The sequence below is a fragment of the Nocardia sp. CC227C genome, from assembly GCF_030767025.1.
GTDB lineage: Bacteria > Actinomycetota > Actinomycetes > Mycobacteriales > Mycobacteriaceae > Nocardia.
This window is the reverse complement of sequence record NZ_JASITE010000001.1, coordinates 333,080-355,275: the sequence shown is the minus strand read 5'-3', so window position 1 is coordinate 355,275 and position 22,196 is coordinate 333,080. Positions and strand designations below refer to the sequence as shown.

Annotated in this window: 24 protein-coding genes; 13 read left to right on the top strand and 11 right to left on the bottom strand. The window is 70.9% G+C overall.

The genetic code is table 11. The annotated features are described in order from the left end of the window. The first annotated feature begins 69 nt into the window (after positions 1-69). A complete protein-coding gene (locus QMO76_RS01540) occupies positions 70-1,440 on the top strand; it encodes a DUF2254 domain-containing protein (RefSeq protein WP_306359314.1) in 1,371 nt (456 codons plus the stop codon). A 116-nt stretch (positions 1,441-1,556) separates the two neighbouring features. Here the strand turns inward: QMO76_RS01540 and QMO76_RS01535 are convergent, their stop codons facing one another. From QMO76_RS01535 to QMO76_RS01520, 4 genes are all read right to left on the bottom strand, one after another. After that, positions 1,557-1,721: a hypothetical protein gene (locus QMO76_RS01535; protein WP_306359313.1), complete on the bottom strand. Its 165-nt coding sequence runs from the start codon at positions 1,719-1,721 to the stop codon at positions 1,557-1,559. Positions 1,722-1,752: 31 nt separating this feature from the next. Continuing rightward, positions 1,753-1,995, bottom strand: a complete 243-nt coding sequence (locus QMO76_RS01530; protein WP_306359312.1) for a hypothetical protein — start codon at positions 1,993-1,995, stop codon at positions 1,753-1,755. Then, positions 1,946-2,497, bottom strand: a complete 552-nt coding sequence (locus QMO76_RS01525) for a hypothetical protein (protein WP_306359311.1) — start codon at positions 2,495-2,497, stop codon at positions 1,946-1,948. Before QMO76_RS01525 ends, QMO76_RS01530 begins: the two co-directional genes overlap by 50 nt. A 68-nt stretch (positions 2,498-2,565) precedes the next feature. Next, positions 2,566-3,366 carry a DUF1460 domain-containing protein gene (locus tag QMO76_RS01520; RefSeq protein WP_306359310.1) on the bottom strand — a complete coding sequence of 267 codons (801 nt, stop codon included), beginning with the start codon at positions 3,364-3,366 and terminating at the stop codon, positions 2,566-2,568. 86 nt (positions 3,367-3,452) lie between these two features. On the opposite strand from QMO76_RS01520, the gene QMO76_RS01515 reads away from it, so the two are divergent. Then, positions 3,453-4,208 carry a glutamine amidotransferase gene (locus QMO76_RS01515; RefSeq protein ID WP_306359309.1) on the top strand — a complete coding sequence of 252 codons (756 nt, stop codon included), beginning with the start codon at positions 3,453-3,455 and terminating at the stop codon, positions 4,206-4,208. Between the two features lie 57 nt (positions 4,209-4,265). Then, positions 4,266-5,156 carry a ketopantoate reductase family protein gene (locus QMO76_RS01510; protein WP_306359308.1) on the top strand — a complete coding sequence of 297 codons (891 nt, stop codon included), beginning with the start codon at positions 4,266-4,268 and terminating at the stop codon, positions 5,154-5,156. 431 nt (positions 5,157-5,587) lie between these two features. On the opposite strand, the gene QMO76_RS01505 is transcribed toward QMO76_RS01510, so the two are convergent. After that, entirely contained in the window at positions 5,588-6,106 is a 519-nt protein-coding gene (locus QMO76_RS01505) for an NUDIX hydrolase (protein WP_306359307.1), read from the bottom strand. Positions 6,107-6,251: 145 nt separating this feature from the next. Continuing rightward, a complete protein-coding gene (locus QMO76_RS01500) occupies positions 6,252-6,626 on the bottom strand; it encodes a hypothetical protein (RefSeq protein ID WP_306359306.1) in 375 nt (124 codons plus the stop codon). 152 nt (positions 6,627-6,778) lie between these two features. Between QMO76_RS01500 and QMO76_RS01495 the strand changes: the two genes are divergently transcribed. Genes QMO76_RS01495 through QMO76_RS01480 form a run of 4 tightly spaced genes read left to right on the top strand, consistent with a single transcriptional unit; the run spans position 6,779 to position 11,126 of the window. After that, positions 6,779-8,155 (top strand): glutamine synthetase family protein, encoded by a 1,377-nt coding sequence (locus tag QMO76_RS01495; RefSeq protein ID WP_306359305.1) that lies wholly within the window; start codon positions 6,779-6,781, stop codon positions 8,153-8,155. Next, on the top strand, positions 8,136-8,975 hold the full coding sequence (locus tag QMO76_RS01490; RefSeq protein ID WP_306359304.1) for a gamma-glutamyl-gamma-aminobutyrate hydrolase family protein: 840 nt from the start codon (positions 8,136-8,138) through the stop codon (positions 8,973-8,975). Before QMO76_RS01495 ends, QMO76_RS01490 begins: the two co-directional genes overlap by 20 nt. Continuing rightward, positions 8,972-10,330 (top strand): aldehyde dehydrogenase, encoded by a 1,359-nt coding sequence (locus QMO76_RS01485; protein WP_306359303.1) that lies wholly within the window; start codon positions 8,972-8,974, stop codon positions 10,328-10,330. Before QMO76_RS01490 ends, QMO76_RS01485 begins: the two co-directional genes overlap by 4 nt. 31 nt (positions 10,331-10,361) lie before the next feature. Continuing rightward, entirely contained in the window at positions 10,362-11,126 is a 765-nt protein-coding gene (locus QMO76_RS01480; protein WP_306359302.1) for a 3-oxoacyl-ACP reductase, read from the top strand. Here the strand turns inward: QMO76_RS01480 and QMO76_RS01475 are convergent, their stop codons facing one another. Continuing rightward, positions 11,127-11,975, bottom strand: coding sequence for a phytanoyl-CoA dioxygenase family protein (locus QMO76_RS01475; RefSeq protein WP_306359301.1), 849 nt, complete (start codon positions 11,973-11,975; stop codon positions 11,127-11,129). It abuts the gene before it with no gap. Positions 11,976-12,050: 75 nt separating this feature from the next. Here QMO76_RS01475 and QMO76_RS01470 point away from each other — a divergent pair, with 75 nt between their 5' ends. From QMO76_RS01470 to QMO76_RS01460, 3 genes are all read left to right on the top strand, one after another. Then, on the top strand, positions 12,051-12,629 hold the full coding sequence (locus QMO76_RS01470) for a TetR/AcrR family transcriptional regulator (protein ID WP_306359300.1): 579 nt from the start codon (positions 12,051-12,053) through the stop codon (positions 12,627-12,629). A gap of 172 nt (positions 12,630-12,801) precedes the next feature. Next, on the top strand, positions 12,802-14,181 hold the full coding sequence (locus tag QMO76_RS01465) for an FAD-dependent oxidoreductase (RefSeq protein WP_306359299.1): 1,380 nt from the start codon (positions 12,802-12,804) through the stop codon (positions 14,179-14,181). Positions 14,182-14,283: 102 nt separating this feature from the next. Next, a complete protein-coding gene (locus QMO76_RS01460; protein WP_306359298.1) occupies positions 14,284-14,523 on the top strand; it encodes a hypothetical protein in 240 nt (79 codons plus the stop codon). Positions 14,524-14,744: 221 nt separating this feature from the next. Here QMO76_RS01460 and soxR read toward each other — a convergent pair whose 3' ends face one another. Further along, positions 14,745-15,227 (bottom strand): redox-sensitive transcriptional activator SoxR, encoded by a 483-nt coding sequence (gene soxR, locus QMO76_RS01455; RefSeq protein WP_306359297.1) that lies wholly within the window; start codon positions 15,225-15,227, stop codon positions 14,745-14,747. Between the two features lie 49 nt (positions 15,228-15,276). Here soxR and QMO76_RS01450 point away from each other — a divergent pair, with 49 nt between their 5' ends. Continuing rightward, positions 15,277-16,707, top strand: a complete 1,431-nt coding sequence (locus QMO76_RS01450; protein ID WP_306359296.1) for an MFS transporter — start codon at positions 15,277-15,279, stop codon at positions 16,705-16,707. A 19-nt stretch (positions 16,708-16,726) separates the two neighbouring features. On the opposite strand, the gene QMO76_RS01445 is transcribed toward QMO76_RS01450, so the two are convergent. Next, complete coding sequence (locus QMO76_RS01445; RefSeq protein ID WP_306359295.1) at positions 16,727-17,200, bottom strand: L,D-transpeptidase; 474 nt, start codon at positions 17,198-17,200, stop codon at positions 16,727-16,729. 179 nt (positions 17,201-17,379) lie between these two features. Next, entirely contained in the window at positions 17,380-18,072 is a 693-nt protein-coding gene (locus QMO76_RS01440) for a TetR/AcrR family transcriptional regulator (RefSeq protein WP_306359294.1), read from the bottom strand. Between the two features lie 103 nt (positions 18,073-18,175). Here QMO76_RS01440 and QMO76_RS01435 point away from each other — a divergent pair, with 103 nt between their 5' ends. After that, positions 18,176-19,972 (top strand): ABC transporter ATP-binding protein, encoded by a 1,797-nt coding sequence (locus QMO76_RS01435; RefSeq protein WP_306359293.1) that lies wholly within the window; start codon positions 18,176-18,178, stop codon positions 19,970-19,972. Next, entirely contained in the window at positions 19,969-21,684 is a 1,716-nt protein-coding gene (locus tag QMO76_RS01430; protein ID WP_306359292.1) for an ABC transporter ATP-binding protein, read from the top strand. The genes QMO76_RS01435 and QMO76_RS01430 overlap by 4 nt, the downstream gene beginning before the upstream one ends. Before the next feature lie 10 nt (positions 21,685-21,694). Here the strand turns inward: QMO76_RS01430 and QMO76_RS01425 are convergent, their stop codons facing one another. Continuing rightward, entirely contained in the window at positions 21,695-22,183 is a 489-nt protein-coding gene (locus QMO76_RS01425; RefSeq protein ID WP_306359291.1) for a GbsR/MarR family transcriptional regulator, read from the bottom strand. Between the last annotated feature and the right edge of the window lie 13 nt (positions 22,184-22,196).

Genomic DNA, 22,196 nt, shown 5'->3' with positions numbered 1-22,196 from the left:
AGAGCGGCTGAGAGGTCCGGGACCCGGACCGGTCGCCGGTAAGGTCGACCTCATCCGAGCAGCACGCTTGTGGAACGAACGGCGGTGATGCGGGTGCTTTCCTGGTTCAGCGAGGTTCGCTGGGTGTATCGGCAGCGACGGGTGTGGCTGCTCCCGTCTCTCATCGTCGGGGCGGCGGTGCTGCTGTCCTGGCTGGTGCCGTATCTGGACCGGCTGCTGGCCGACACCCTGGCCGAACTGCCCCCGGGGGAGTTCGCGTGGAAGTTCGACCCGGCCGTCATGGCGACCGTGCTCGCGGCGGTGGCGTCGGGCACCATCGCCTTCACCGGCTTCGTGTTCTCGGTGCTGCTGCTGGTCATCCAGTTCGGCACCGGCACCATGTCGGCGCGCTTCGCGCCCCGCCTCACCCAGGACTGGGTGCTGGGCGCGTCCCTGGGCACCTTCATGGCGACCTTCGTGTACACGCTGCTGGTCTCGGTGCGGCTGGCCGCGCGCCTGGAGGACTACGAGCCGGTGCTCTCCTCGGTGGTGGCCGTCGGGCTCGCCCTGACCAGCGTGGCCCTGTTCTTCGCGCTGCTCACCCGGGTGGTCAACTTCCTGCGCCTGGTCAAGGCCCTGGACCGGGTGTCGCTCGCCGGAGCCCGGACGGCCGCCGCCGTGCACCCGAATCCGTACGGGAGCGAGACGGATGCCGACGAGGCCGCCGACGGGCCGCCGGATCGGGTGCTCCGGCACACCGGCCGCGCCGGCGTCCTGCTCGGCTTCGACGACGACGCCATCGCCGAACTCGCGCGGCGGGCCGACTGCCGGATCGTGGTGGTGCCCGCGGTCGGGGATTTCGTGCTGCCCGGTGCGCCGCTGTTCGACATCCACGGCGCGACCGGGATTTCCGAGCGCAAGCTGCGGCGGCACGTGGTGGTCGGCATCGAACGGGTGGTGGAGGCCGATCCGGCCTTCGCGCTGCGGGTCATGGTCGATATCGCGATCAAGGCGCTGTCCCCGGCCGTCAACGATCCGACCACGGCGGTGCAGGCGCTCGACCACATCGGCGCGCTGCTGCTCGATCTGTCCGGGCGCGACCTCGGCGTCACCCGCATCCGCGACCGCGACGGCAGGGTGCGGCTAACCCACCGCACCTCCGAGTGGTCGGACTACCTGTCCCTCGCCGTCGACGAGATCCGCTACTACGGCCGCGACTCCCTCCAGGTGGTGCGCCGGCTGCGCGCCCTGTACGCGGATCTGCTGCGCGCCTGCCCGCTGGAGCGCACCCCACCGGTGCTGGAACGCCTGGCCGCCATCGACGCCGACACCGCGGCCTTCGGCACCACGCTGGACCGCGCGGTCGCCGCCCAGCCCGACTGGCAGGGTCTCGGCGGTCCCGCCCCCTTCGTCACCACCGCGTCCTCCCGAGAGGGATCGGCATCCGACTCGACGACGTGACGCAGCGCGATGCGAGTCGGTGTGAACCGGCTGGCGTGGCGTCGAGTGTGCCACCGGCTACCACGGTGTGCGGCGAGGCACGGTGCGAGTACCCGCCGCGCCACAGCGACCAGCGCTCAGTCGGCGCTCTCGCCCTCGGCGGGCCGGGTTCCGGGCGATACCCGGATCACCCCGGCGTCGAGGTCGAGGTCCACGCGCGGCCGGTGCGTTTGGCCGCCGCCGTCCTCGGTGTTCTCATCGGTCAGCTTCTTGCCGGGAAACAGTTCACCCATGACGCCCATGACTCGACCATAGCCGCCCGGGCGACGGCGCTCACCCGGTGCGCAGGGTCATACCCGGGTTCTCGTCCAGCACGGCGGTGACGGGCTGGGCGATCAGGCCGGGGCCGAAGTCGGCGGAACCGGCGGTGATCGGCTCGCGCACCGGGCACAGCGCCAGATTCACGGACGGCACATTGCTGGAGATGCCGAGCGCCTTGGTGCCGGTGAGCACCGGGCCACCGCTGTCACCGGGCAGGGCACAGGCATTGGTGCGGAACAGCCCGGTCAGCTCCACCGCGGGTGTGCGCCGGTGCTGATCGCTCACCCGGCTGGTGACGTCGACCTCGCGCACCACACCGCTGGTCGGCCAGCCAACCGTCGAAGGCCGTCCTGTCCCGTCCCAACGCCACCTCGCTGCGCTCGGCCGCCCGCACCTCGAACCCCGCGGCCCGCGCCGCCCGCCGGGCCGCGTCCGCACCCTCGGCGGCGGTCAGCGCCGCGACCGGGGTCGCACCATCCAGCCAGGCTCCCGCGAAGGCCAGCGGATAACGCTGCCGCGCGTCGGCGGCGAAACGCGCCACCCGCTGACCGAGCTCGGCGCGCCGCAGATACTCCCCCGCCGTCAGCCCCAGGTCCCGTCCGACCGCGTCGGTCAGACCCGCGGGCAGCGCCGGTTCCGCCCGCACCACACCGCCCGGGACGGACAGCGCCAGCCCGGCGGCAATGGCAATCGCCGTGCGGCGCAGCGGAATCAAGGCGACGGTCGATCGGGTGCACTGCGAGCGCGATAGACCCATGAGACAAACAGTAGAGTCTGTTTGTGACGCGAGACACAACCGTGAGCCCGCGTGTCACCACCCCCGCGTCACAGCGGGCGCAAAACCACGATGCCCGGAGTGGTGCGCACGTAGTCGAGGAAGGGCGAGTCGACCACCCTGTCGTGTTCCGCCAGCGAGGACGCGTTGCGGAAGACCGGGCCGGACGGGGTCATGACGAAGAAGCCGACATGGGTGACGTCGAGTCCCGCCCCGTCGGCGTACGCGCCGATGTAGTCGCCGGTGCGCAGCCCGGCGATCACGCCGTCGTCCACCGCGTCGCGGGGAATGTAGGTGATGGCGCGCTCGACCACCGGCAGACCCGGAAGATAAGTCCCGCCATCGGCTTTGGCGTTGAGGCGCTTGTCGACCGTCACCGCCGCCGGGCTCACCGCGGCGGTGATATCCGTGGCGGCGACGCGCTCGGTGTGCGCCCAGTCGGTGAAGAAGTGCTTGCGGTGTGCGAAATCGACCCGCCCGTCGGTGTAGCGGGTCCGGATCAGATTCTCCACGAACTGGTCCCGGTCGGCGGAGCGGCTCAGCGCCGTCACGTAGTCGAGGTAGGTGAAGCAGTCCAGCGCCCGGAAGTCGATCACCAGCTCTTCGGGCCGGTCGGCGGAACCGATGAGCATATTCGCCCGGTACGGCGTCCCCAGGAACTCGCGCGACAGCAGTTCCAGCAGTTCGCCCGTATTCCGCTCGCCCGCGGCCGCGCGCACCCGCAGCAGTTCGTCGAGCTTGCCGGAGGTGGTGTCGTCGAGGGCCGGAGCGGCCGCCGCCGTCGTCGGGACGAACGCGGCACCGCACACCAGTGCCAGGAGCATGAGCAGTACACGAGCGACGTTACGCAAGACACCTCCGGTGGATTCGGTACACAAGCGACATCCACCGTAGTCCTGGCCCGGCGGACCCGGTACTGCCGTCACAATCTGAAGTCATGCCCAAGCCCTGCCTGCTGCTGCAGCTACGGCCCGAGCGATCGGCCGCCGACGACGAATACCAGGCCATCCTGCGCGCCGCACGGCTGGACGCGGGCCGGATGGTGCGCATCCAGATGGACCAGCACTTCCCCGATATCGATCTCGACGACTTCGCCGCGGTCATCGTGGGCGGCGGCCCCAGCAATGTGAGCAAGCCCTGGGAGCGGAAATACGACTACCAGCGACTCTTCGAACCTCCGCTGCGGCTGCTCGTCGCCGAGATCGCGCGCCGCGACTTCCCGTACCTGGGCGCCTGCTACGGACTGAGCATGCTGGCGGACGTACTCGGCGGCAAGGTGAGCGAGGAGCGGTACGGGGAGCCGCCCGGGGCGCAGACCATCGTGCTCACCGCCGCCGCCCGCGAGGATCCGCTGCTGAGCACCATCGCACCGGAATTCCGCGCCTTCGTGGGACACAAGGAAGCCTGCCAGGAGGTGCCCCCGGGCGCGGTGCTGCTGGCCGGTTCGGCGGGCTGCCCGGTGCAGATGGTCCGGGTGGGCAGCAATGTGTACGCCACCCAGTTCCATCCCGAACTCGACGGCAACGGACTCGCGGTGCGCATCGAAACCTACCGCCACGCAGGCTATTTCGCGCCCGAGGAAGCCGACTACCTCACCGAGCTGGGACATCGGGAGACGGTGACCGAGCCGATGGAGATCCTGCACCGGTTCATCACCCGTTACTGCGGCGACGACGGCCCGGCGATGCGATGATCGGTGCGAGGCGGCCACCGGGAGCGGGGCCGACCGACGAAAGGATCGCATCGCATCATGACCGATCACGCATCGACCGTGGCCGTCCTGGGCCCCGGCGGGGTGGGTGGACTGCTGGCCGCACTGCTCGCGCGGGCGGGGCACCGGGTCGTCTGCCTGGCCTCCGAGGGCACCGCGCGCACCCTGCGCACCGATGGAATCCAGGTTCGCAGTGGGCAGTTCGGTGATTTCACGGCCGAAGTCGAGGCGGACACCGAGCTTCGGGAACCGGTGGCCGCCTGCCTGGTGACCGTCAAACACACCGCCCTCGACGCCGCCCTGGACCGCATCGCCCCGTCGGCACTCGGCGACGGCCTGCTGATCCCGCTGCTCAACGGCGTGGAGCATCCGGCGCTGCTGCGCGGCCGTTACGGCCCCGACCGGGTCGCCCCCGCGGTCATCCGCGTCGAATCCACCCGCGTCGCACCGGGAGTCGTCCGGCACGGCAGCCCGTTCACCGAGATCGACCTGACCGGTGAGTCGGTGCCGCGCGATCGGCTCGACGCGCTGGCCCGGCTGCTCACCGCCGCCGGGGTGAGCACCCGGGTGCTGGCCGACGAGGCGGCGGCGTTGTGGGCGAAACTGCTGTTCCTGGCCCCGCTCGCGCTCATGACCACCCACTACGCCGAGCCGATCGGCGAGATCCGCACCCGGCACCGCGACGAACTGGCCGCCCTGGTGGCGGAGACGGCGGCGGTCAGCGCGGCCTGCGGTGGGCCGTCCGACCCCGCCGCGGCACTGGCGCGCTACGAGACCTTCCCCGCGCAGGCCAAATCCTCCATGCAGCGGGATGCCGAGGCCGGTCGGCCCCTGGAACTCGACGCCGTCGGCGGTGCGCTGCTGCGCGCCGCCGCCCGCCACGACATCGCGGCACCCATCGCGACCCGTCTGGTCCGAGCCCTGAGCTAGGACGCCCGGCCGCCGCCCGGTCCGTGCCACAGGTCCCGAATTCCCGGGACCTTCGGCTCGGTGTCGTATCGCGCCCCGCCGGACACACTCGGGTTCGACAGGATACGACGCGGACGGGACGGTCGCACTGTTCGCCGACCGGAGCAGACATCTCCCCGCCACCGATCCGCAGGGCCGGGGGGCTGCGATCCGCAGGGCCGGGGGGCTGCTGCTGAGCCGCGGGGCCGCCTGCATCACCTGCGGGCCGGTGATGCCCTGAGCGCCTTGCTGCGCACGGCGACGGATCCGGCCTGTCCAGCTGCCTGCAAACCGAACCGCTCGGCGTGCCCGCCCCGCGAGACGAGATCTGGGCCAGGTACTGGACGACTGCGCCCACGCCCAGGCCATGGTGCGCATCGGTCATGGTCGAGGTATGACCGATGCGGGCGGTCTCACGCCTGCGAACGGGAGCGGTAGTTCTCGAGGATGCGGTGGATCGACGGGGTGACGGGCAGGTCGCCGTCGAGCCGGACCCAGTGGAAGTCGACGTAGTTGCTCAACTGGATGGGCCCGATACTCGCCACCTCGACCGCGAAGTGCTCCCGGCGCACCGGCGTCCCGGCATTGGACAGGTAATCGAAGCTGCCCAGATGGCGGACGACATCGACGACCGTCAGGCCGGTCTCCTCGAATACCGCGCGGGCCACGGCGAGCGCGAGCGGCTCCCCGGTGCGCACGGTGGTCCCGGGTAGGTTCAGCGGGCTGCGGCCCGCGACATGCTCGTCGTGCTCCAGTAGCAGCACCGCTCCGTTGTGCTCGATGACGACGCCGAGCCGCAGCGCCACACCGTCGGAAACGGCCCGGTCCAACAGTTCGCTCAGAACCGACTCACCGATGGACAACTTGGGCGACACCTCGAAACTCCACACAGCACACCACATCTCGTATCGCCGGACATCCTCGACCGACATCACCGTCAACGCTACCGCCACGACGGCCCCCTCGGGTGAGGTCCGCGCCGAATCCGGCGCATCTCCGCCGATCCGGCGGACCGCCGAAAAACTTTCGCACTCGTGCGAGTCACCACGGGCCTGCGTATCACCAAGGGCCTGCGTATCACCAAGGGCCGATGAAGAGTTCGAGGCCCGCCAGGGCGACAGCGCCGAACAGCGCGATCATACCCGCGACGCTCAGGGTGAGGCGGCGCGCCCTCCGGATGTCGGGGGCGGCGAGCCGGGCGGCGACGCAGCCGCCCACCGCCCCCGACAGGCCCAGGACCGGCGCGCCGCCGAGCACGAGATAGAACAGGCTGCCCAGCGCCGCGGGGATCGCACCGCCGAGCCCGTCGGCATAGCCGGACATCGGAATCGGGAAGCGGTACAGGATCGCCACGACGGCCGCGGCCACGGGTGCGGCCGCCACGGCGGCGAGGGCCCCGACGAGCGCCTCCTTCCCGACGGGCACGGTCTCGGGGGTCGGTTCAGCGGGCATGCGTGGCAGCGTATGCCGCGCCGCGGCGCACCCGCCTCGGCGGAACTACCTCGGCGCGTTGCGTGGAACTACTCCGACCCGCGGCGTGAATCGACACACGGATGCCCCACCGGTCGCCTAGCGTGAGCACGTCGGTGCCGAAAGGGGTCTTGATGCGAACCGGGATGCTCACCGTCGCGGATCTGGTGCAGCGGGTCGAGGCGGGCATGGTGGACACCGTGTTGGTCGCCATGACCGATATGCAGGGCAGATTGCAGGGCAAGCGGTGTTCGGCACGCTACTTCGTGGAAGAGGTGCTCCAGCACGCCACCGAGGCGTGCGACTACCTGCTGGCCGTGGACGTGGAGATGACGACCGTGGACGGCTACGCGCTCTCGTCCTGGGACACCGGCTACGGGGATTTCGTGCTGCGGCCCGATCTCGACACCCTGCGCCTGGTGCCCTGGTGGCCGGGCACCGCCCTGGTGCTGTGCGATGTGGAACGGCTCGGCGCGCGGGGCGAGCCCGCCGGGGAGCCGGTGTCGGCCTCACCGCGGCAGGTGCTGCGTGCGCAGCTGGATCGCTTGGCGCAGCACGGGCTACGCGCCTACGTCGGCACCGAACTGGAGTTCCTGGTGTTCGACGACAGCTACGAGGCGGCGCAGCGCGGCGGCTACCGCGAGCTGACGCCCGCCAATCAGTACAACGTCGACTACTCCATGCTCGGCACCGCCCGCGTCGAACCGCTGCTGCGGCGGATCCGCAACGAGATGGCCGGAGCCGGGATGTACCCGGAATCCGCCAAGGGCGAATGCAATCCGGGCCAGCACGAGATCGCCTTCCGCTACGACGAGGCGCTGGTGACGTGCGACAACCACAGCATCTACAAGACCGGAGCCAAGGAGATCGCCGCCCAGGAGGGCCGCAGCATCACCTTCATGGCGAAATACAATGAGCGCGAAGGCAGTTCCTGCCACATCCACATCAGCCTGCGCACCGAGTCGGGCGAGCCGGTGTTCGCCGGTGACGGCGCGGGCGGCGAATCGGCGCTGATGCGGCACTTCCTGGCCGGGCAGCTGGACTGTCTGCGCGAACTCACCTACCTCCTCGCGCCGAATATCAACTCCTACAAACGATTCCAGAGCGGAAGCTTCGCACCCACCGCCGTTGCCTGGGGCCGGGACAATCGCACCTGCGCACTGCGGGTGGTCGGACACGGATCGTCGCTGCGGCTGGAGAACCGGGTGCCCGGAGCCGATGTGAACCCCTACCTCGCGGTGGCGGCCACCCTCGCCGCCGGACTGCACGGCATCGAGCGCCGTCTGCCCCTGGAGCCGGAATTCCACGGCAACGCCTACCGCTCGCAGCGCCCTCGGGTGCCGCGCACCCTGCGCGAGGCGGCCCGGCTGTTCGGCGACAGCAAGATCGCCGCCGCGGCCTTCGGCGAGGACGTGGTCCGCCACTACCGCAACGCGGCCCGGGTGGAACTCGACGCCTTCGACGCCGCCGTCACCGACTGGGAGCGAGTCCGTGGCTTCGAGCGCCTCTGAGGGGTCGCGCGGCGCGGGTCCGCCGGGCACCGTCGGGGGCGGCGGCACCGCACCCGGCGGCATCGCCTCGGCGACCGGCCCGGCCGACCGTGAGCGGCCGGTCATCGGATTGTCCACCTACTCCGAGCGCGCCCGCTACGGCGTCTGGGATCATGAGGCGACCCTGCTGCCGCGCGCCTACGCCGATCTGGTGGAGCGAGCCGGTGGGATTCCCGTACTGCTGCCACCCGTCGGGAGTGCGGCGGCGGAACTGGTGGACCGGCTCGACGCGGTGGTGCTCACCGGCGGGGCCGATCTCGATCCGGCTCGCTACAGCGCGGCGCCGCATCCGTCCGTGCGCCAGACCCGGCCGAAGCGAGACGAATTCGAGTTCACGCTGTTCGAGCGGGCGCGAGCGGCCGGCCTGCCGGTGCTCGCCATCTGCCGGGGCCTGCAACTGGTGAATGTGGCACTCGGTGGCACCCTGCTGCAACACCTACCCGATGTGCTCGGTCACGAGGAGCACTGCCCGGTGCCCGGCACCTTCACGCGGACCCGGGTGCGCACCGAACCGGGTAGCCGACTGGCCGCCGTCGTCGGCGCGGAGGTACCCGCCCGGTGCCACCACCATCAGGCGATCGACCGGCTCGCCCCCGGTCTCATGGTCTCCGCCCGCGCCGAGGACGGCGTCATCGAGGCGGTGGAATCGGACACCGACCCGTTCCTGGTCGGTGTGCAATGGCATCCGGAGGCCGATGCCACCGAACACCGGCTCATGCGGGCGCTGGTGGACGCGGCGACGGAGTATCGGACGACGACGTATCGAAGGGAGCTCCGGTGACCACGCAGGTGATCAACCCCGCGACCGCGGCGGTGCTGGCCACGGTCGAGGCGGCCGACCTGGCCGCCACCGACGCCGCCATCGAACGCGCCCGGCGCGCGGCGGCCGACTGGCGGTCGGTCGCCCCCGGTGACCGGGCGCGGCTGCTGCGCCGGTTCGCCGAGGCGGTGGACGCCGATCTGGAGCATCTGGCCCGGCTCGAGGTGCGCAATGCCGGGCACACCATCGGCAATGCCCGCTGGGAGGCGGGCAATGTGCGCGATGTGCTGCACTACAGCGCGGGCCTGCCGGAACGCCTGCTGGGCAGCCAGATTCCGGTGGCCGGTGGCGTGGACATCACCTTCTGCGAACCGCTCGGCGTGGTCGGCGTCATCGTGCCGTGGAACTTCCCCATGCCCATCGCCGCCTGGGGTTTCGCGCCCGCTCTCGCGGCCGGGAACACCGTGGTGCTCAAACCGGCCGAGCTGACCCCGCTCACCGCGCTCCGCCTGGGCGAGCTCGCCCGCGAGGCCGGGCTGCCCGACGGCGTCTTCCAGATCGTCACGGGCGCGGGGTCGGTGGTGGGCCAGCGGTTCGTGACCCATCCGGCGGTGCGCAAGGTGGTGTTCACCGGCTCCACCGAGGTGGGCAAACAGATCATGGCGGGCTGCGCCGCACAGGTGAAGCGGGTGACCCTGGAACTCGGCGGCAAGAGCGCCAATATCGTCTTCGCCGACGCCGATCTGGAGCGGGCCGCCGCCACCGCGCCGTACGCCGTCTTCGACAACGCCGGGCAGGACTGCTGCGCGCGATCGCGAATTCTGGTGCAGCGCGGCGTCTTCGACCGATTCCTGGAACTGCTGGAACCGGCCGTGCAGGGGGTGCGGGTGGGCGATCCCGCCGACGAGTCCACCGAGATGGGTCCGCTCATCTCGGCCGCGCACCGCGAGCGAGTGGCCGGATTCCTGAAATCCTCGACCGAGGTGGCGTTCACCGGAACCTGCCCGGACGGCCCCGGCTTCTGGTTCGCGCCGACCGTGGTACTGCCCGGGAGCCCGACGGACCGGGTCGTCACCGAGGAGGTGTTCGGTCCGGTGGTGGCCGTGCTGCCCTTCGAGGACGAGGCCGACGCCATCCGTATCGCCAACGACACCGAATACGGCCTGTCCGGATCGCTGTGGACCTCCGACATCGGCCGCGCGCTGCGGGTCACCCGGGCGGTGGAGGCCGGGAACCTGTCGGTGAACTCGCACTCCTCCGTGCGGTATTCGACGCCGTTCGGCGGATTCAAGCAGTCCGGGCTGGGCCGCGAACTCGGTCCGGACGCCGCCCGCGCCTTCACCGAGACCAAGAACGTCTTCATCGCCACCGAGTGACACCCCGTCACCCCATCCCAGAGGAGATGCGTTGCAGCGCTTACAGGATCGAGTAGCGGTCGTCACCGGCGGCGGCAGCGGAATCGGCCTCGCCACGGTCCGCCGCTTCGCACGCGAGGGCGCCAAGGTCGTCGTCGCCGATGTCGACCCCACCACCGGCGCGGCCGCGGCCGCCGAGGTGGACGGGCTGTACGTGAAGGTCGACGTCACCGACGAAGCCCAGGTCCGCGCCCTGTTCCAGACCGCGGTGGACACCTACGGCGGACTCGATATCGCCTTCAACAACGCGGGAATCTCACCGCCGGAGGACGATTCGATCCTCACCACGGATATGGACGCGTGGCGGCGGGTGCAGGAGGTCAATCTGACCTCGGTCTACCTGTGCAGCAAGTACGCCATCGAGCACATGCTCGAACGCGGGAAGGGGTCGGTCGTCAATACCGCCTCCTTCGTCGCGGTCATGGGCGCGGCCACCTCCCAGATCTCCTACACCGCCTCCAAGGGCGGCGTGCTGGCGATGAGCCGGGAACTCGGGGTGCAGTTCGCCCGCCGGGGCATTCGCGTCAACGCCCTGTGCCCCGGACCGGTCGACACGCCGCTGCTCCGGGAACTGTTCGCGAAGGATCCGGAGCGCGCCGCGCGCCGCCTGGTGCACATTCCGCTCGGCCGCTTCGCCGAACCGGAGGAGATCGCCGCCGCCGTGGCCTTTCTGGCCAGTGACGACTCCTCGTTCATCACGGCCTCGCAGTTCCTGGTCGACGGCGGCATCTCCGGGGCGTACGTGACCCCGCTGTAGCTAATCCGCCTGTTCCAGCAGGCGTTTGGGGTGCATGCCGTCCACCTGGCCGATGAAGGGCGGGTGGATGCTGTAGCCCAGCATGCGCCGGATGTCCTCGCTCACGGCGCGCACGATGTCGTGCGGCGTGGAGAGCGTGAACGCCTCCTGTGGACGCAGCCAGGGTTCGCAGTACTGGGCGGTGAGCGCGAGCCGCGGATCCGCCGCGGTGTTCGCGCCGCCGCCGTGCCACAGCGTGCCGAGGAAGAACACGCACGACCCGGCGGGCATGACCACCGGCACCCGGACATCGGTCTCGTCCGGCAGCCGGTCGCCCCAGCGGTGGCTGCCCGCGATGATGTCGGTCGCGCCGTTCACGGGTGTGAAATCGTCCACGGCCCAGATGGTCGCGGCGCTCAGCGCCGGGCGCGGGCGCGGCAGCGGGTAGAACCCGTCGTCGGTGTGCAGCATCTGGGCCGCCTCACCCGGGAGGATATTGATCGCCTGGAGCATGGACAGCAGATAGTTCGGCATGAGCAGCCGGTCCAGCAGGGCCAGCACGCGCGGGTGGGCGACCACGCGGTCGCAGCTGCGCGTCTTGTTCAGCAGGCTGTAGACCCGTTGGGTCGCATGCCCTTCGAAGTTGTTGCGGCCGGTGCGGGACAGCAGCGGGTCCACCGCACGCCGGATCTCGTCGAGTTCGTCCGGCGTGAGCAGATTCTCCAGGATCACGTAGCCGTCACGCTCCACGGCGGCCAGATCGGCCGCCACGATATCCGGATCGACCGCGCTGCCGCCGCTTTCGGTGCGGCGGTACTTTCCGGCCAGATCCCCGGCCAGGTCGACGACCGATGTCACTTCGGCGCTCACGACGCCCTCCGATCCCTAGCAAAACCGATACCGGGCGAAGCCGATAACATAACTGAATTCTGTTATTGTCCGACTGTGGCACGCGCACCCCTGGGACGTCAACAGCTCCTCGACGCCGCCCGCGCCGAACTGCTCGACGGCAACGGCACGGTCGACCTGCACGCCCTCAAACGCCGCTCCGGCCTCAGCACCGGCGCGCTCTACCACCACTTCGGCTCCAAAGCCGGTCTGCTGGTCGCCGTCTACGAGCGATTCCACGCCGGACTGGTGGCGGCCATCGCCGACGACACCCTCCCCACCGGCGTGCACTGGACCGACCGGGAACGCGCCCGCACCCGCAACTTCGTCGCCTACCACTTCGGCGACCCCCTGGCGGAACTGCTGCTCACCCGCATCGTGATGGAACCCGAGGTGGCCGAGCTGGAAGCGGGCGCGCTCACCCGCCTCACCGCCGCCGCGGGCCGCAATATCCGCCAGGGCCAGCACGACGGCGACATCGACCCCCGCATCGACCCCGAACTCGCCGGAGCCTGCATCATCGGCGCCCTGCGCTACGGCATCGCCGACCTGCTCCGCCGCGACCCCCGCCCCACCGTCGACGACGCCGCCGAACGGCTCTGGGGCGTCATCGCGGGTGCGGTCACCGTCCGCTGACCCGGCGGGCACGGAATTCCCATGGCGGTCCCGGCCGTTCCGCCGCGACCGCGGGAGGCCGGTCGCCCGGGGACCCCGGGTGGACCGCTCCCCCGGGTCGCGGGCGAGCCGGAGTGACACCGGCACCGTGGCGGGCGGTCGGGGTGCGGGGACATCTCGTACCGTGGGCCGTATGAGCGAGCGCGTGGTGATCATCGGCGGGGATGCGGCGGGGATGTCGGCGGCATCGCAGGCGCGCCGGTTGCGGCGGGTCGAGGAGCTCGAGGTCGTGGTGTTCGAACGGGGGCATTTCACCTCGTATTCGGCGTGCGGCATTCCCTACTGGGTGGGCGGCGACGTGACCGACCGCGACGAACTCATCGCGCGGACGCCCGCGGAGCATCGGGCGCGGGGTATCGATCTGCGGCTGCGCACCGAGGTGGTCGAACTCGACGTGCCGGGACGCCGGGTGCGGGCGCGCGAGCTGGACACCAGGGCCGAGAGCTGGTGGGACTACGACAAACTCGTGCTCGCCACCGGCGCGACGCCGATTCGGCCGCCGCTGCCCGGTATCGACGCGGCCGGGGTGCACGGTGTGCAGACCCTCGACGACGGGCAGGCGCTCATCGACACCCTGGAGGCCGTCGAGGGCAGGCGCGCGGTGGTGGTCGGCGCGGGCTATATCGGCGTCGAGATGGCGGAGGCGCTGATCAATCGCGGATTCGACGTCACCCTGGTGAACCGCGGCACGGAGCCGATGTCCACCCTCGACCCGGATATGGGCGTTCTCATCCGGAAAGCCATGGAGGGCATGGGCATTCGGGTCGTCGGCAATGCCGAGGTGACCGGAATCCGCACCGACGACGCGGGCCGGGCGCGCGCGGTCACCACCGCGGACGCCGAGTATCCGGCCGATGTGGTGGTGCTCGGCATCGGCGTGCGCCCCGCCACCGAACTAGCCCGCGCGGCGGGTCTGCCGCTGGGGCAGTCCGACGGCCTGCTCACCGATCTGGCCATGCGGGTACGCGGCCACGAGAATATCTGGGCCGGAGGCGATTGCGTGGAGGTGCTCGATCTCGTATCGGGTTCCGAACGCCATATTCCGCTCGGCACCCACGCCAACAAGCACGGGCAGATCATCGGGTCCGGCGTCGGTGGCGATTACGCCACCTTTCCCGGCGTGGTCGGCACGGCGGTCAGCAAGGTGTGCGATCTGGAGGTGGCGCGAACGGGCTTGCGCGAGAAGGACGCCCGCGCGGTCGGACTCCAATTCGTCACCGTCGTCATCGAATCCACCAGCCGCTCCGGCTATTTCCCCGGCGCCGCCCCCATGACGGTGAAGATGCTGGCCGAACGCCGCTCCGGACGCCTGCTCGGCGTGCAGATCGTCGGCCGCGAGGGTGCGGGCAAGCGCATCGATATCGCGGCGGTGGCGCTCACCGCCCGCATGACCGTGGCGCAGCTGGTCGCCCTCGATCTCGGGTACGCGCCGCCGTTCTCCCCGGTCTGGGATCCGGTGCTGGTGGCGGCGCGCAAGGCGGTGTCGGCGCTGCGGGATCGCGATAGAAACTGATCGGTCTGTTGAATTGGCTTTGTAACAATACCGTCAATCGAAACGCGACCGACCGGCCCGGCTCCACCGAATTCCCTTGAGCTGGTTGTAGCGTCGAAATCCATGACGGAGAAAAAGCACATCGGCCTGTTCGTCGGTGCGTCTGTTTGTGCCGCCTTGATCGCATTGAATCCCGCCGCCGCCTGGGCTTCCGGCGACGCCGGACCGGCTCCGGCCCCCGCGCCGGGCAACCATTCACCCGGCTCACCGGCCGGGGCCATACCAGAACGCCCCGTTCCGGCTCCCGAGCGCATCGTGCCCGCGAGCCCACCGGGGGTAGGCGGCTTCTGCCCGACGCTCTAGACCGCACCGAATCACTCACTCGCCCTCGGGTTGCCGCGGCAGACTCCGACCTCCGCGGCAACCCGAGCCGAATTCAGTTGAAACGAAACCGTTTCACCATTCATCGCCACCTGTCACGACGGTTGAGCCCGCGTGCGCCGCGAGCGGTGCGCGACTCCCGCCGCCCGGTCCGCATCCGCCCCGCCGGGGGCGGCGACCGGACGCCCGTCTACGTCCCCTGATCACCGGTCGTCGGCATCGAGCCCATCGTCGGCATCGGGATGCAGCAGCCGGTAGGGACCCGAGCCGCGCTCGGCCAGCGCGTCGCTCGGGTTGAGCACATAGCAGCGGCGCAGCGACAGGCAGCCGCAGCCGATACATCCGGTGAGCTCACGCTGGAGCTGCTCGATCTCCCGCCGCCGCGCCGCGAGATGGTCGCTCCAGCGCCTCGCGATCCGATCCCAGTCGCGTTTGCTCGGCATCCGGTCCTCGGGCAGGGCGGCGAACACCTCGGCGACCTCGGCCAGCGGAATCCCGAGCCGCTTGGCGAACAGCACCAGCGACAGCCGCCGCAGCACGTGGCGGCGGTAGCGGCGCTGGTTGCCGGAGGTGCGGGTCGAGGAGATCAGGCCCTGCTCCTCGTAGAAGCGCACGGCGGAGGTGGCGACCCCGGCGCGCCGGGCTAGTTCGCCGATGGTCAGCAGATCGGTCGGTGCCTGTCCCATACCCGCTCTCTTGACTTCAATAGAACTTGAAGTTCTAGCGTAGCGCGCTGTGACCGAAACACCATCGAAACCCCCAGTGACCAAGACGAATCCGGAGGGCGACGCATCCGACGCCGCGACCGGCGGCTGGTCCGAACTGTTCTCCGGCCGCTATCTCGCGAGCGTGCTCGTACTCGCGGGCGGCGTCGCGCTGTATGCGATGAACCTCTACTTCACCGCCGCGCTGATGCCGTCGATCGTGGCCGATATCGGCGGTGCGCGGTACTACGCGTGGGTGGCGACCGGCTTCCTCATGGCGGCGGTGGTCGCCGCCATGCTGGTCAGCCGCGTGCTCGGCCGATGGGGTGCGGCGACCGCCTACCTCGCCGGTTTCCTGGTCTTCTCCCTCGGGGCAGCGATCAATGCCCTGAGCCCGACCATGGAATTACTCGTCGTGGGCCGGGTGGTGCAGGGCCTCGGCGGCGGACTGCTCGCCGGACTCGGCTTCGCAGTGGTCAGAAGCACACTGCCGCAACGCCTCTGGGCACGCGGGGCCGGGCTGATCTCGGCCATGTGGGGAGTGGGGACGCTCATCGGGCCCGCGCTGGGCGGGCTGTTCGCCGAACTCGGGGCGTGGCGTTGGGCCTACGGGCTGCTGCTGGCGGTGGCGCTGCTGCTGGCCGCGCTCACCCGCCGTACGCTGCCGCGCACGGCCGAAGCCGCCGACCGCGGCGACGTTCCGGCGGCGGCACTGGTGACGCTGACCCTCGCGGCCAGCGCCTTCAGCCTGAGTTCGACGGTGCCCGCAGGCACTTCGACCACCATCGCACTCGTCGCGGGCGGGTTGCTGATCGCCGCGTTCCTGCTGATCGACGCCAGGAGCGCGGTGAGCGTGCTCCCCCGCGCCACCTATGCGCGCGGGAACTCGCTCAAATGGGTCTATCTGACCGTGGCGGCGCTGTGCGCGGGCGTGATGACCGAGAACTTCGTGCCGCTGTTCGGCCAGCGCCTCGGCGGCCTGTCCCCGCTCGTCGCCGGATTGCTCGGCGCGGCGCTGTCGGTCGGCTGGGTGGTGGCGCAGCTGTTCAGCGTCGGTCTCACCGCGCTCGCCGCACGCCGGGCGATCCGCATCGCACCGCTGCTGCTCACCGGCGGACTGCTCGCCTACGGACTGCTCCAGGCCGACGCCGCCCCCGGCGTCGTCGTCATCGCCTGGGCCGCGGTGCTCTTCGTCGCGGGCACGGGCATCGGCCTGGCCTTCCCGCACCTGAGCGTGGCCGCCATGAGCAGCACCGACGATCCGGCGGAGGGGGCGCAGGCCGCGGCTGCGCTCAACACCACGCAGCTCATCACCTATGCCGTCACCTCGGCCATCGCGGGCACGCTGATCCGGCTCGGGGACGCGTCGGTGCTGGACTCGGCCCGGCTCATGGCGCTGGGCATCGCCGTACTCACCGCGTTCGGGGCGGCGACGGCGGCCCTCGCCACCCGCGTTCGATAGGTCGGCGGCCGGTCGGGATCTAGACGACCACCTGCACCACGTCACCCGGCGACAGGTGATGGAAGGTCGTCTCCGCGCCCTCCGGCGTCATCCGGATGCACCCGTGCGACTGCTCCTCGATCGGGCCGATATGCGTCGCGATATCCCCGTTGAAGAACACCGCCCATTTCATCGGCACGTGGTGCAGGGTGCTCCAGTGGTCCTCCCGCTTGAAGGCGACCCGGAAGGTGCCCGGCGGCGTCTCGTATCCGGGCCGCCCGTGTGAGATGGGCGTCGGCCCGTAGGTCACCCGGCCGTCCGCCATCAGCCACGCCTCATTGGTGGACAGGCGCATGCACATGCGTGCCGAGGCGTCGCACGGGGCGACGACCGGCGCGGGCGGTGGTGGCGGGATGATCGCCGGAACCCCAGGGATATCCGGTCCGCCCGGCCACAGCGGTTCGGCCTGTGCGGGTGCGGCGACGACCAGTCCGGCCGCCGCGAGGCCAACCACGGCCGCGACTCTGCCGAACCACGAACGGCCTGTCCAGGAACGCTTCCTATCCATGACTCTTCCAGCCTCTCGCCTCGACCGGGCAGCCGAATCGCCGGTCGTCTGTATGGAAGGGCCCTGTGGGTATCGCCATATTCCGGAAGTCGATCAATGGTACTTTCCGGCGACCTTCTCCGCGATCATTCCGGACGCACCGCGGGCGGCAGCAGACCGGCCACGATGGCGGCCAGGCCGTGGCGGTGCGTATCGCGGACGGTCAGTTCGGCCCAGCGGTCGGCGACCGCGGCGACCGTGGGCAGCGCGCTCACGTCGAGGTCGGCCAGCGCATCCGCGCGGTCCAGCGCGGCGGCACGGTCCGATGCGGCGTTCCCGGCCCGTCGCCGCTCCCGGTTCGCCCGCATGACCAGATCGCCGACGATGTAGTACCAGAGGGTGCGGTAGACGTCGACCGCCTGCTCGGGAGTGTGGCCGCAGGCCACCGCCGCCGCCATCATGACCTCCACCATCGGCATGGCCGAGGGGACGACGAGCGGGTCGGCCGCGAGCACCTCCACGATCCAGGGGCGTTCGGCCAAACGCTCGTACAGCACCAGGGCCGCGGCCAGCAGCCGCTGCCGGGGATCGGCGGGCAGCTCCAGGCTCGGGATCTCCCGCGCGTGCGACTCCAGAACCAGCAGCAGCAGTTCGTCCTTGTCGCGCACGTGGTGATACAGCGCCATCGCGGTGCTGTCGAGTTCCTTGGCCAGCCGCCGCATGGACAACGCGTCCGGCCCGTCGTCGCGCAATACGCGCTCGGCGGCGGCGACGATCGATTCGCGGGACAGCCGCGCCGGTCGCCCCGCCCTGCCCCGTGGTGCTGATGCTCCGGACATCCGACCATCCTCCCTCACTCCCCGATGCGGTCCGCCCCGGGCGGTGGCTCGGCGCGCGGGCTCGAGGTACCTTTATTTTACGCGTATAGAAATGGATGGACCCATGAATCCCACCGCCCTCGCCGAGCCCGCGGACGGCCCGGCCGTGACGCACCTCGCGCGCCGCTACGGCCCCGGTTTCGCGGCCGTGGTCGCACTGCAGATCATCGGCGCGCTCGCGGGTCTCGCCCCGCTGCTCGCGGTCGTCGAACTCGGCCGCATGCTGCTGTCACCCGATCCGCTCGACCATCGGGAGGTCTGGATCGCGGTCGTCGCCGGTGCGGCCGGACTCTTCGTGCGCCTGCTGTGCACGGCCGCGGCCGCGGGCATCGGGCATCTGCTCGACGGCCGCATTCAGCTGTCGCTGCGACGGCGGTTGGCCGCGCACCTGGCAACGGTTCCGATCGGCTGGTTCTCCCGGCGGCGCACCGGCGAACTGGCCACCGTGGTCGGACCCGATGTGGGCGCCGTGCATCCGCTCGTCGCGCACTCCCCGGGCGAACTCGTCAACGCCTTCGTGGTGCCGCTGGTCGCGCTGGCCTACCTGTTCACCGTCGACTGGCGACTCACGCTCATCACCCTGATCCCGGTGGTGCTGGCGGTGGCCGCGGTCCCCCTCATGCTGACCCCGGCCCGACAGCGCGAACAGGAGGACCGCGACGCGGCCATGGGCCGCATCGCCGCCGCGGCGGTGGAATTCGTCCAGGGCATCGCGGTGGTGAAGGCATTCGGCGGCGGTCAACGCGCGCACCACGCCTTCCGCACGGCCACAGCGGAATTCGCCGACACCTTCCGCCGCTGGGTGCTCGGCCTGTCCGGGCCCGCCGCGGCGATGTCGGTCGCGCTGTCACCACCGTTCGTCCTGCTGGTGATCCTCATCGGCGGCGCCGCGCTGATCACCGACGGCTCGCTGGCACCGGCCGACCTGCTGCCCTTCCTGTTGCTCGGGTTGGGGCTGACCGCTCCGGTCGCCGCCCTCGGCCACGGCTTCGACGATCTGGTCGAGGCCCGTGCGGCACTCGGTCGTATCCGGAATGTGCTTGCGGTACCCGGCCTTTCGCAGCCCGACCAGCCGAAGCGGCCGCGGGGACACCGCATCGAACTGCGCGGCGTCCGCTTCGGCTACGACGGCGGCCACGAGGTGCTGCGCGGCATCGACCTGACGCTCGAGCCCGGCACCGTCACCGCCGTCGTCGGGCCGTCGGGCAGCGGAAAGTCCACGCTGGCACAGCTGTTGCCGCGCTTCTTCGACCCGACCCACGGCCGGATCCGGCTCGGGGGCGTCGATCTGCGCGATATCGACAGCCGCGATCTCCACGCCGCGGTCTCCTTCGTCTTCCAGGACGTCCGGCTGCTGCGCGCGTCGATCGCGGAGAACATCGCACTGGCGGTACCGCACGCCGACCGCGAGGCGGTGATGCGCGTCGCCCGACTGGCGAACATCCACGACCGGATTCTCGAACTGCCGCGCGGCTACGACGCGGTGGCCGGGGTGGACGTACGACTGTCGGGCGGTGAGGCGCAACGGATCTCGATCGCCCGCGCGCTGCTCGCCGACGCCCCGATCCTGGTGCTCGACGAGGCCACCGCCTTCGCCGACCCGCGCACCGAACGCGCCGTGCGCGACGCCCTGTCGACGCTGGCGGGCGACCGCACGATTCTCGTGATCGCACACCGGCTCGAGACCATCGCCGACGCCGACACGGTCGTCGTCCTCACCGACGGGAAGATCGTCGAATCCGGCGCGCCCGCCGAACTGCTGGCCCGCGCCGGCCATTTCGCCGCCCTCTGGCACGCCCACCGATCCGCCCGCACCGACGACGTCGACAGCGGCGTCACCCGAGGAGCAGACCACCCATGATCCGCATGCTGCTACGACTGCTGGGTCCCGACTACGCCGCGCCCATGCGGCGCACCGTGGCCCTCATGACCGCGACGGCCGTCGCCGAAGGGCTGTCCTACGCGCTGCTGGTGCCCGTGCTGCGCGCCCTGTTCGGGGACAGTCCCGGCGACGCCCGCCCCTGGCTGCTCGCCTTCGCGGGCGCGGTCGCGGGCTACGCCGTGCTGCGCTATCGCAGTGACCTGTCCGGCTTCCACGTCGGCATCGCATTGCTGCGCGGCGTCTATCACCGTTTCGGCGATCATCTGGCCCGACTGCCGCTGGGCTGGTTCGACTCCGGACGCGTCGGGCAGGTGTCGACGCTGGCCGGCGAGGGCATCCTCGGAGCCATGGGCGCGGCGGCACACCTGCTGTCCCCCTTCATCTCCGCATGCGTGACCCCGCTGACTATCCTGGCCGTTGTCCTCGTCGTCGATTGGCGGCTGGGTCTGGCCGCGCTGCTCGCGGTGCCGATCGTGGTGGCGCTGCAGCACTGGGCGGGACGCGCCACGGCCGCCGCCGACGCCGCACGGGCCGAACGCGGCAGCGAGGCCACCGGACGCGTCATCGAATACCTCCAGGCGCAGCCGGTGCTGCGCAGCGGCGGCCGGACCGCCGACCGCTTCGGCCTGCTCGACGACGCGCTGTCCGAACTCGAGCGGACTGCACGCCGCTCCACGCTCTCGGCACTGCCCGGCATCGTCGGCCTCACGGTCACGGTGCAGGCATTGTTCACCGCCCTGCTGGCGCTGGGCGCGTACCTGGCGCTGGGCGGGGCCATCGGCGCGGCCGAGCTGCTGGTGGTGCTGGTGCTCGCCGCCCGCTGCGCCGATCCGCTGCTGTCGCTGGCGGAGATCGGCGGCACGACGCGTGCGACCCGGGCGGAGCTCGCTCGCCTCGACGCGGTGCTGCGCACCCCGCCGCTGCCGCAGCCGCGACAGCCGATCGAGCCGGTGCGCGGGGATCTGGACCTCGCCGCCGTCACCCTGCGCCAGCAGGGTCGCACCGTGATCGACGAGCTGACGCTGTCGGTGCCCGAGGGCAGCCGCCTCGCCGTCGTCGGGCCGTCGGGTGCGGGCAAGACCACCCTGCTCCAGTTGCTGGCGCGCTTCCACGACGTGGACGCGGGCGCGGTACGCCTCGGCGGCGTCGACGTGCGCGACATCGCCACCGAGACGCTGATGGAGCGCATCGCCATCGTCTTCCAGGAGGTGTACCTCTTCGACGGCACCATCGAGGAGAACATCCGGCTCGGCCGCCCCGACGCCGAGCCGGAGCGGGTCCGGGCGGCGGCCACCGCCGCCCGCTTGGACGAGGTCGTCGCCCGACTGCCCCGGGGGTGGGACACCCCGGTCGGCGAGGGCGGCGCACTGCTGTCCGGCGGTGAGCGCCAACGGGTCTCGATAGCGCGAGCGTTGCTGAAGGACTCCCCCGTGGTGCTGCTGGACGAGGTCACCTCCGCACTGGACCCGCTCAACGAGGCGGCCGTACACGCAGCCCTCGAGCGCCTCACCGCGGGGCGCACCGTGGTGCAGGTCGCCCACCGGCCGCGCACCGTGCGAAGCGCCGACCGCATCGCCTTCCTCGACAAGGGTCGGGTCGTCGAGCAGGGCACCCATGACGAACTGCTGCGGCGCGGCGGCCGCTATGCCGAATTCTGGCGGCTCGCACTGGTTCCCGCCGCGGGCGAGTGAGCGGTCGGCGTCAGGACTCCCCGGCCCGGCGGGCGTGCCAGCGGTCGAAGAGCACCGGGAGTTCGGCGGCGAAGAAGTCGAAGAAGTCGCGCATCTCGGCGAGCCGGCGCCCCACCGGGGTGTCCTCGCCGAGGAGTTCGACACCCTCCCCGGCGGTTTCGGACCACATCTTCATCATGCGGTCGCGTTTGAGGAAGCTCGCGTACCACAGATCGTCGCGCAGCCGGTACGAGTCGCGGCGCTCGCCGGGCACGCGTTCCTTGGTGATCAGCCCGACCTGGTCGAGGTAGGCGACCGCGCCGGATACCGCCGCGGGACTGATCGACAGCGCCTGGGTGAGCTCCCGGGCCGACATCCGGCCCTCCTCGGTCATCGTGAGCGCCGCGAACACTCGTGCGGGCATCCGGGGCCAGCCCATCTCGGTGAGCCCCAGCGCCAACTTCTCGACGAAACGCGCGGTGGCGTCTCCTCGGTCGGACGCGGCCGAATTCGCCGACACCAACACTCCTCTC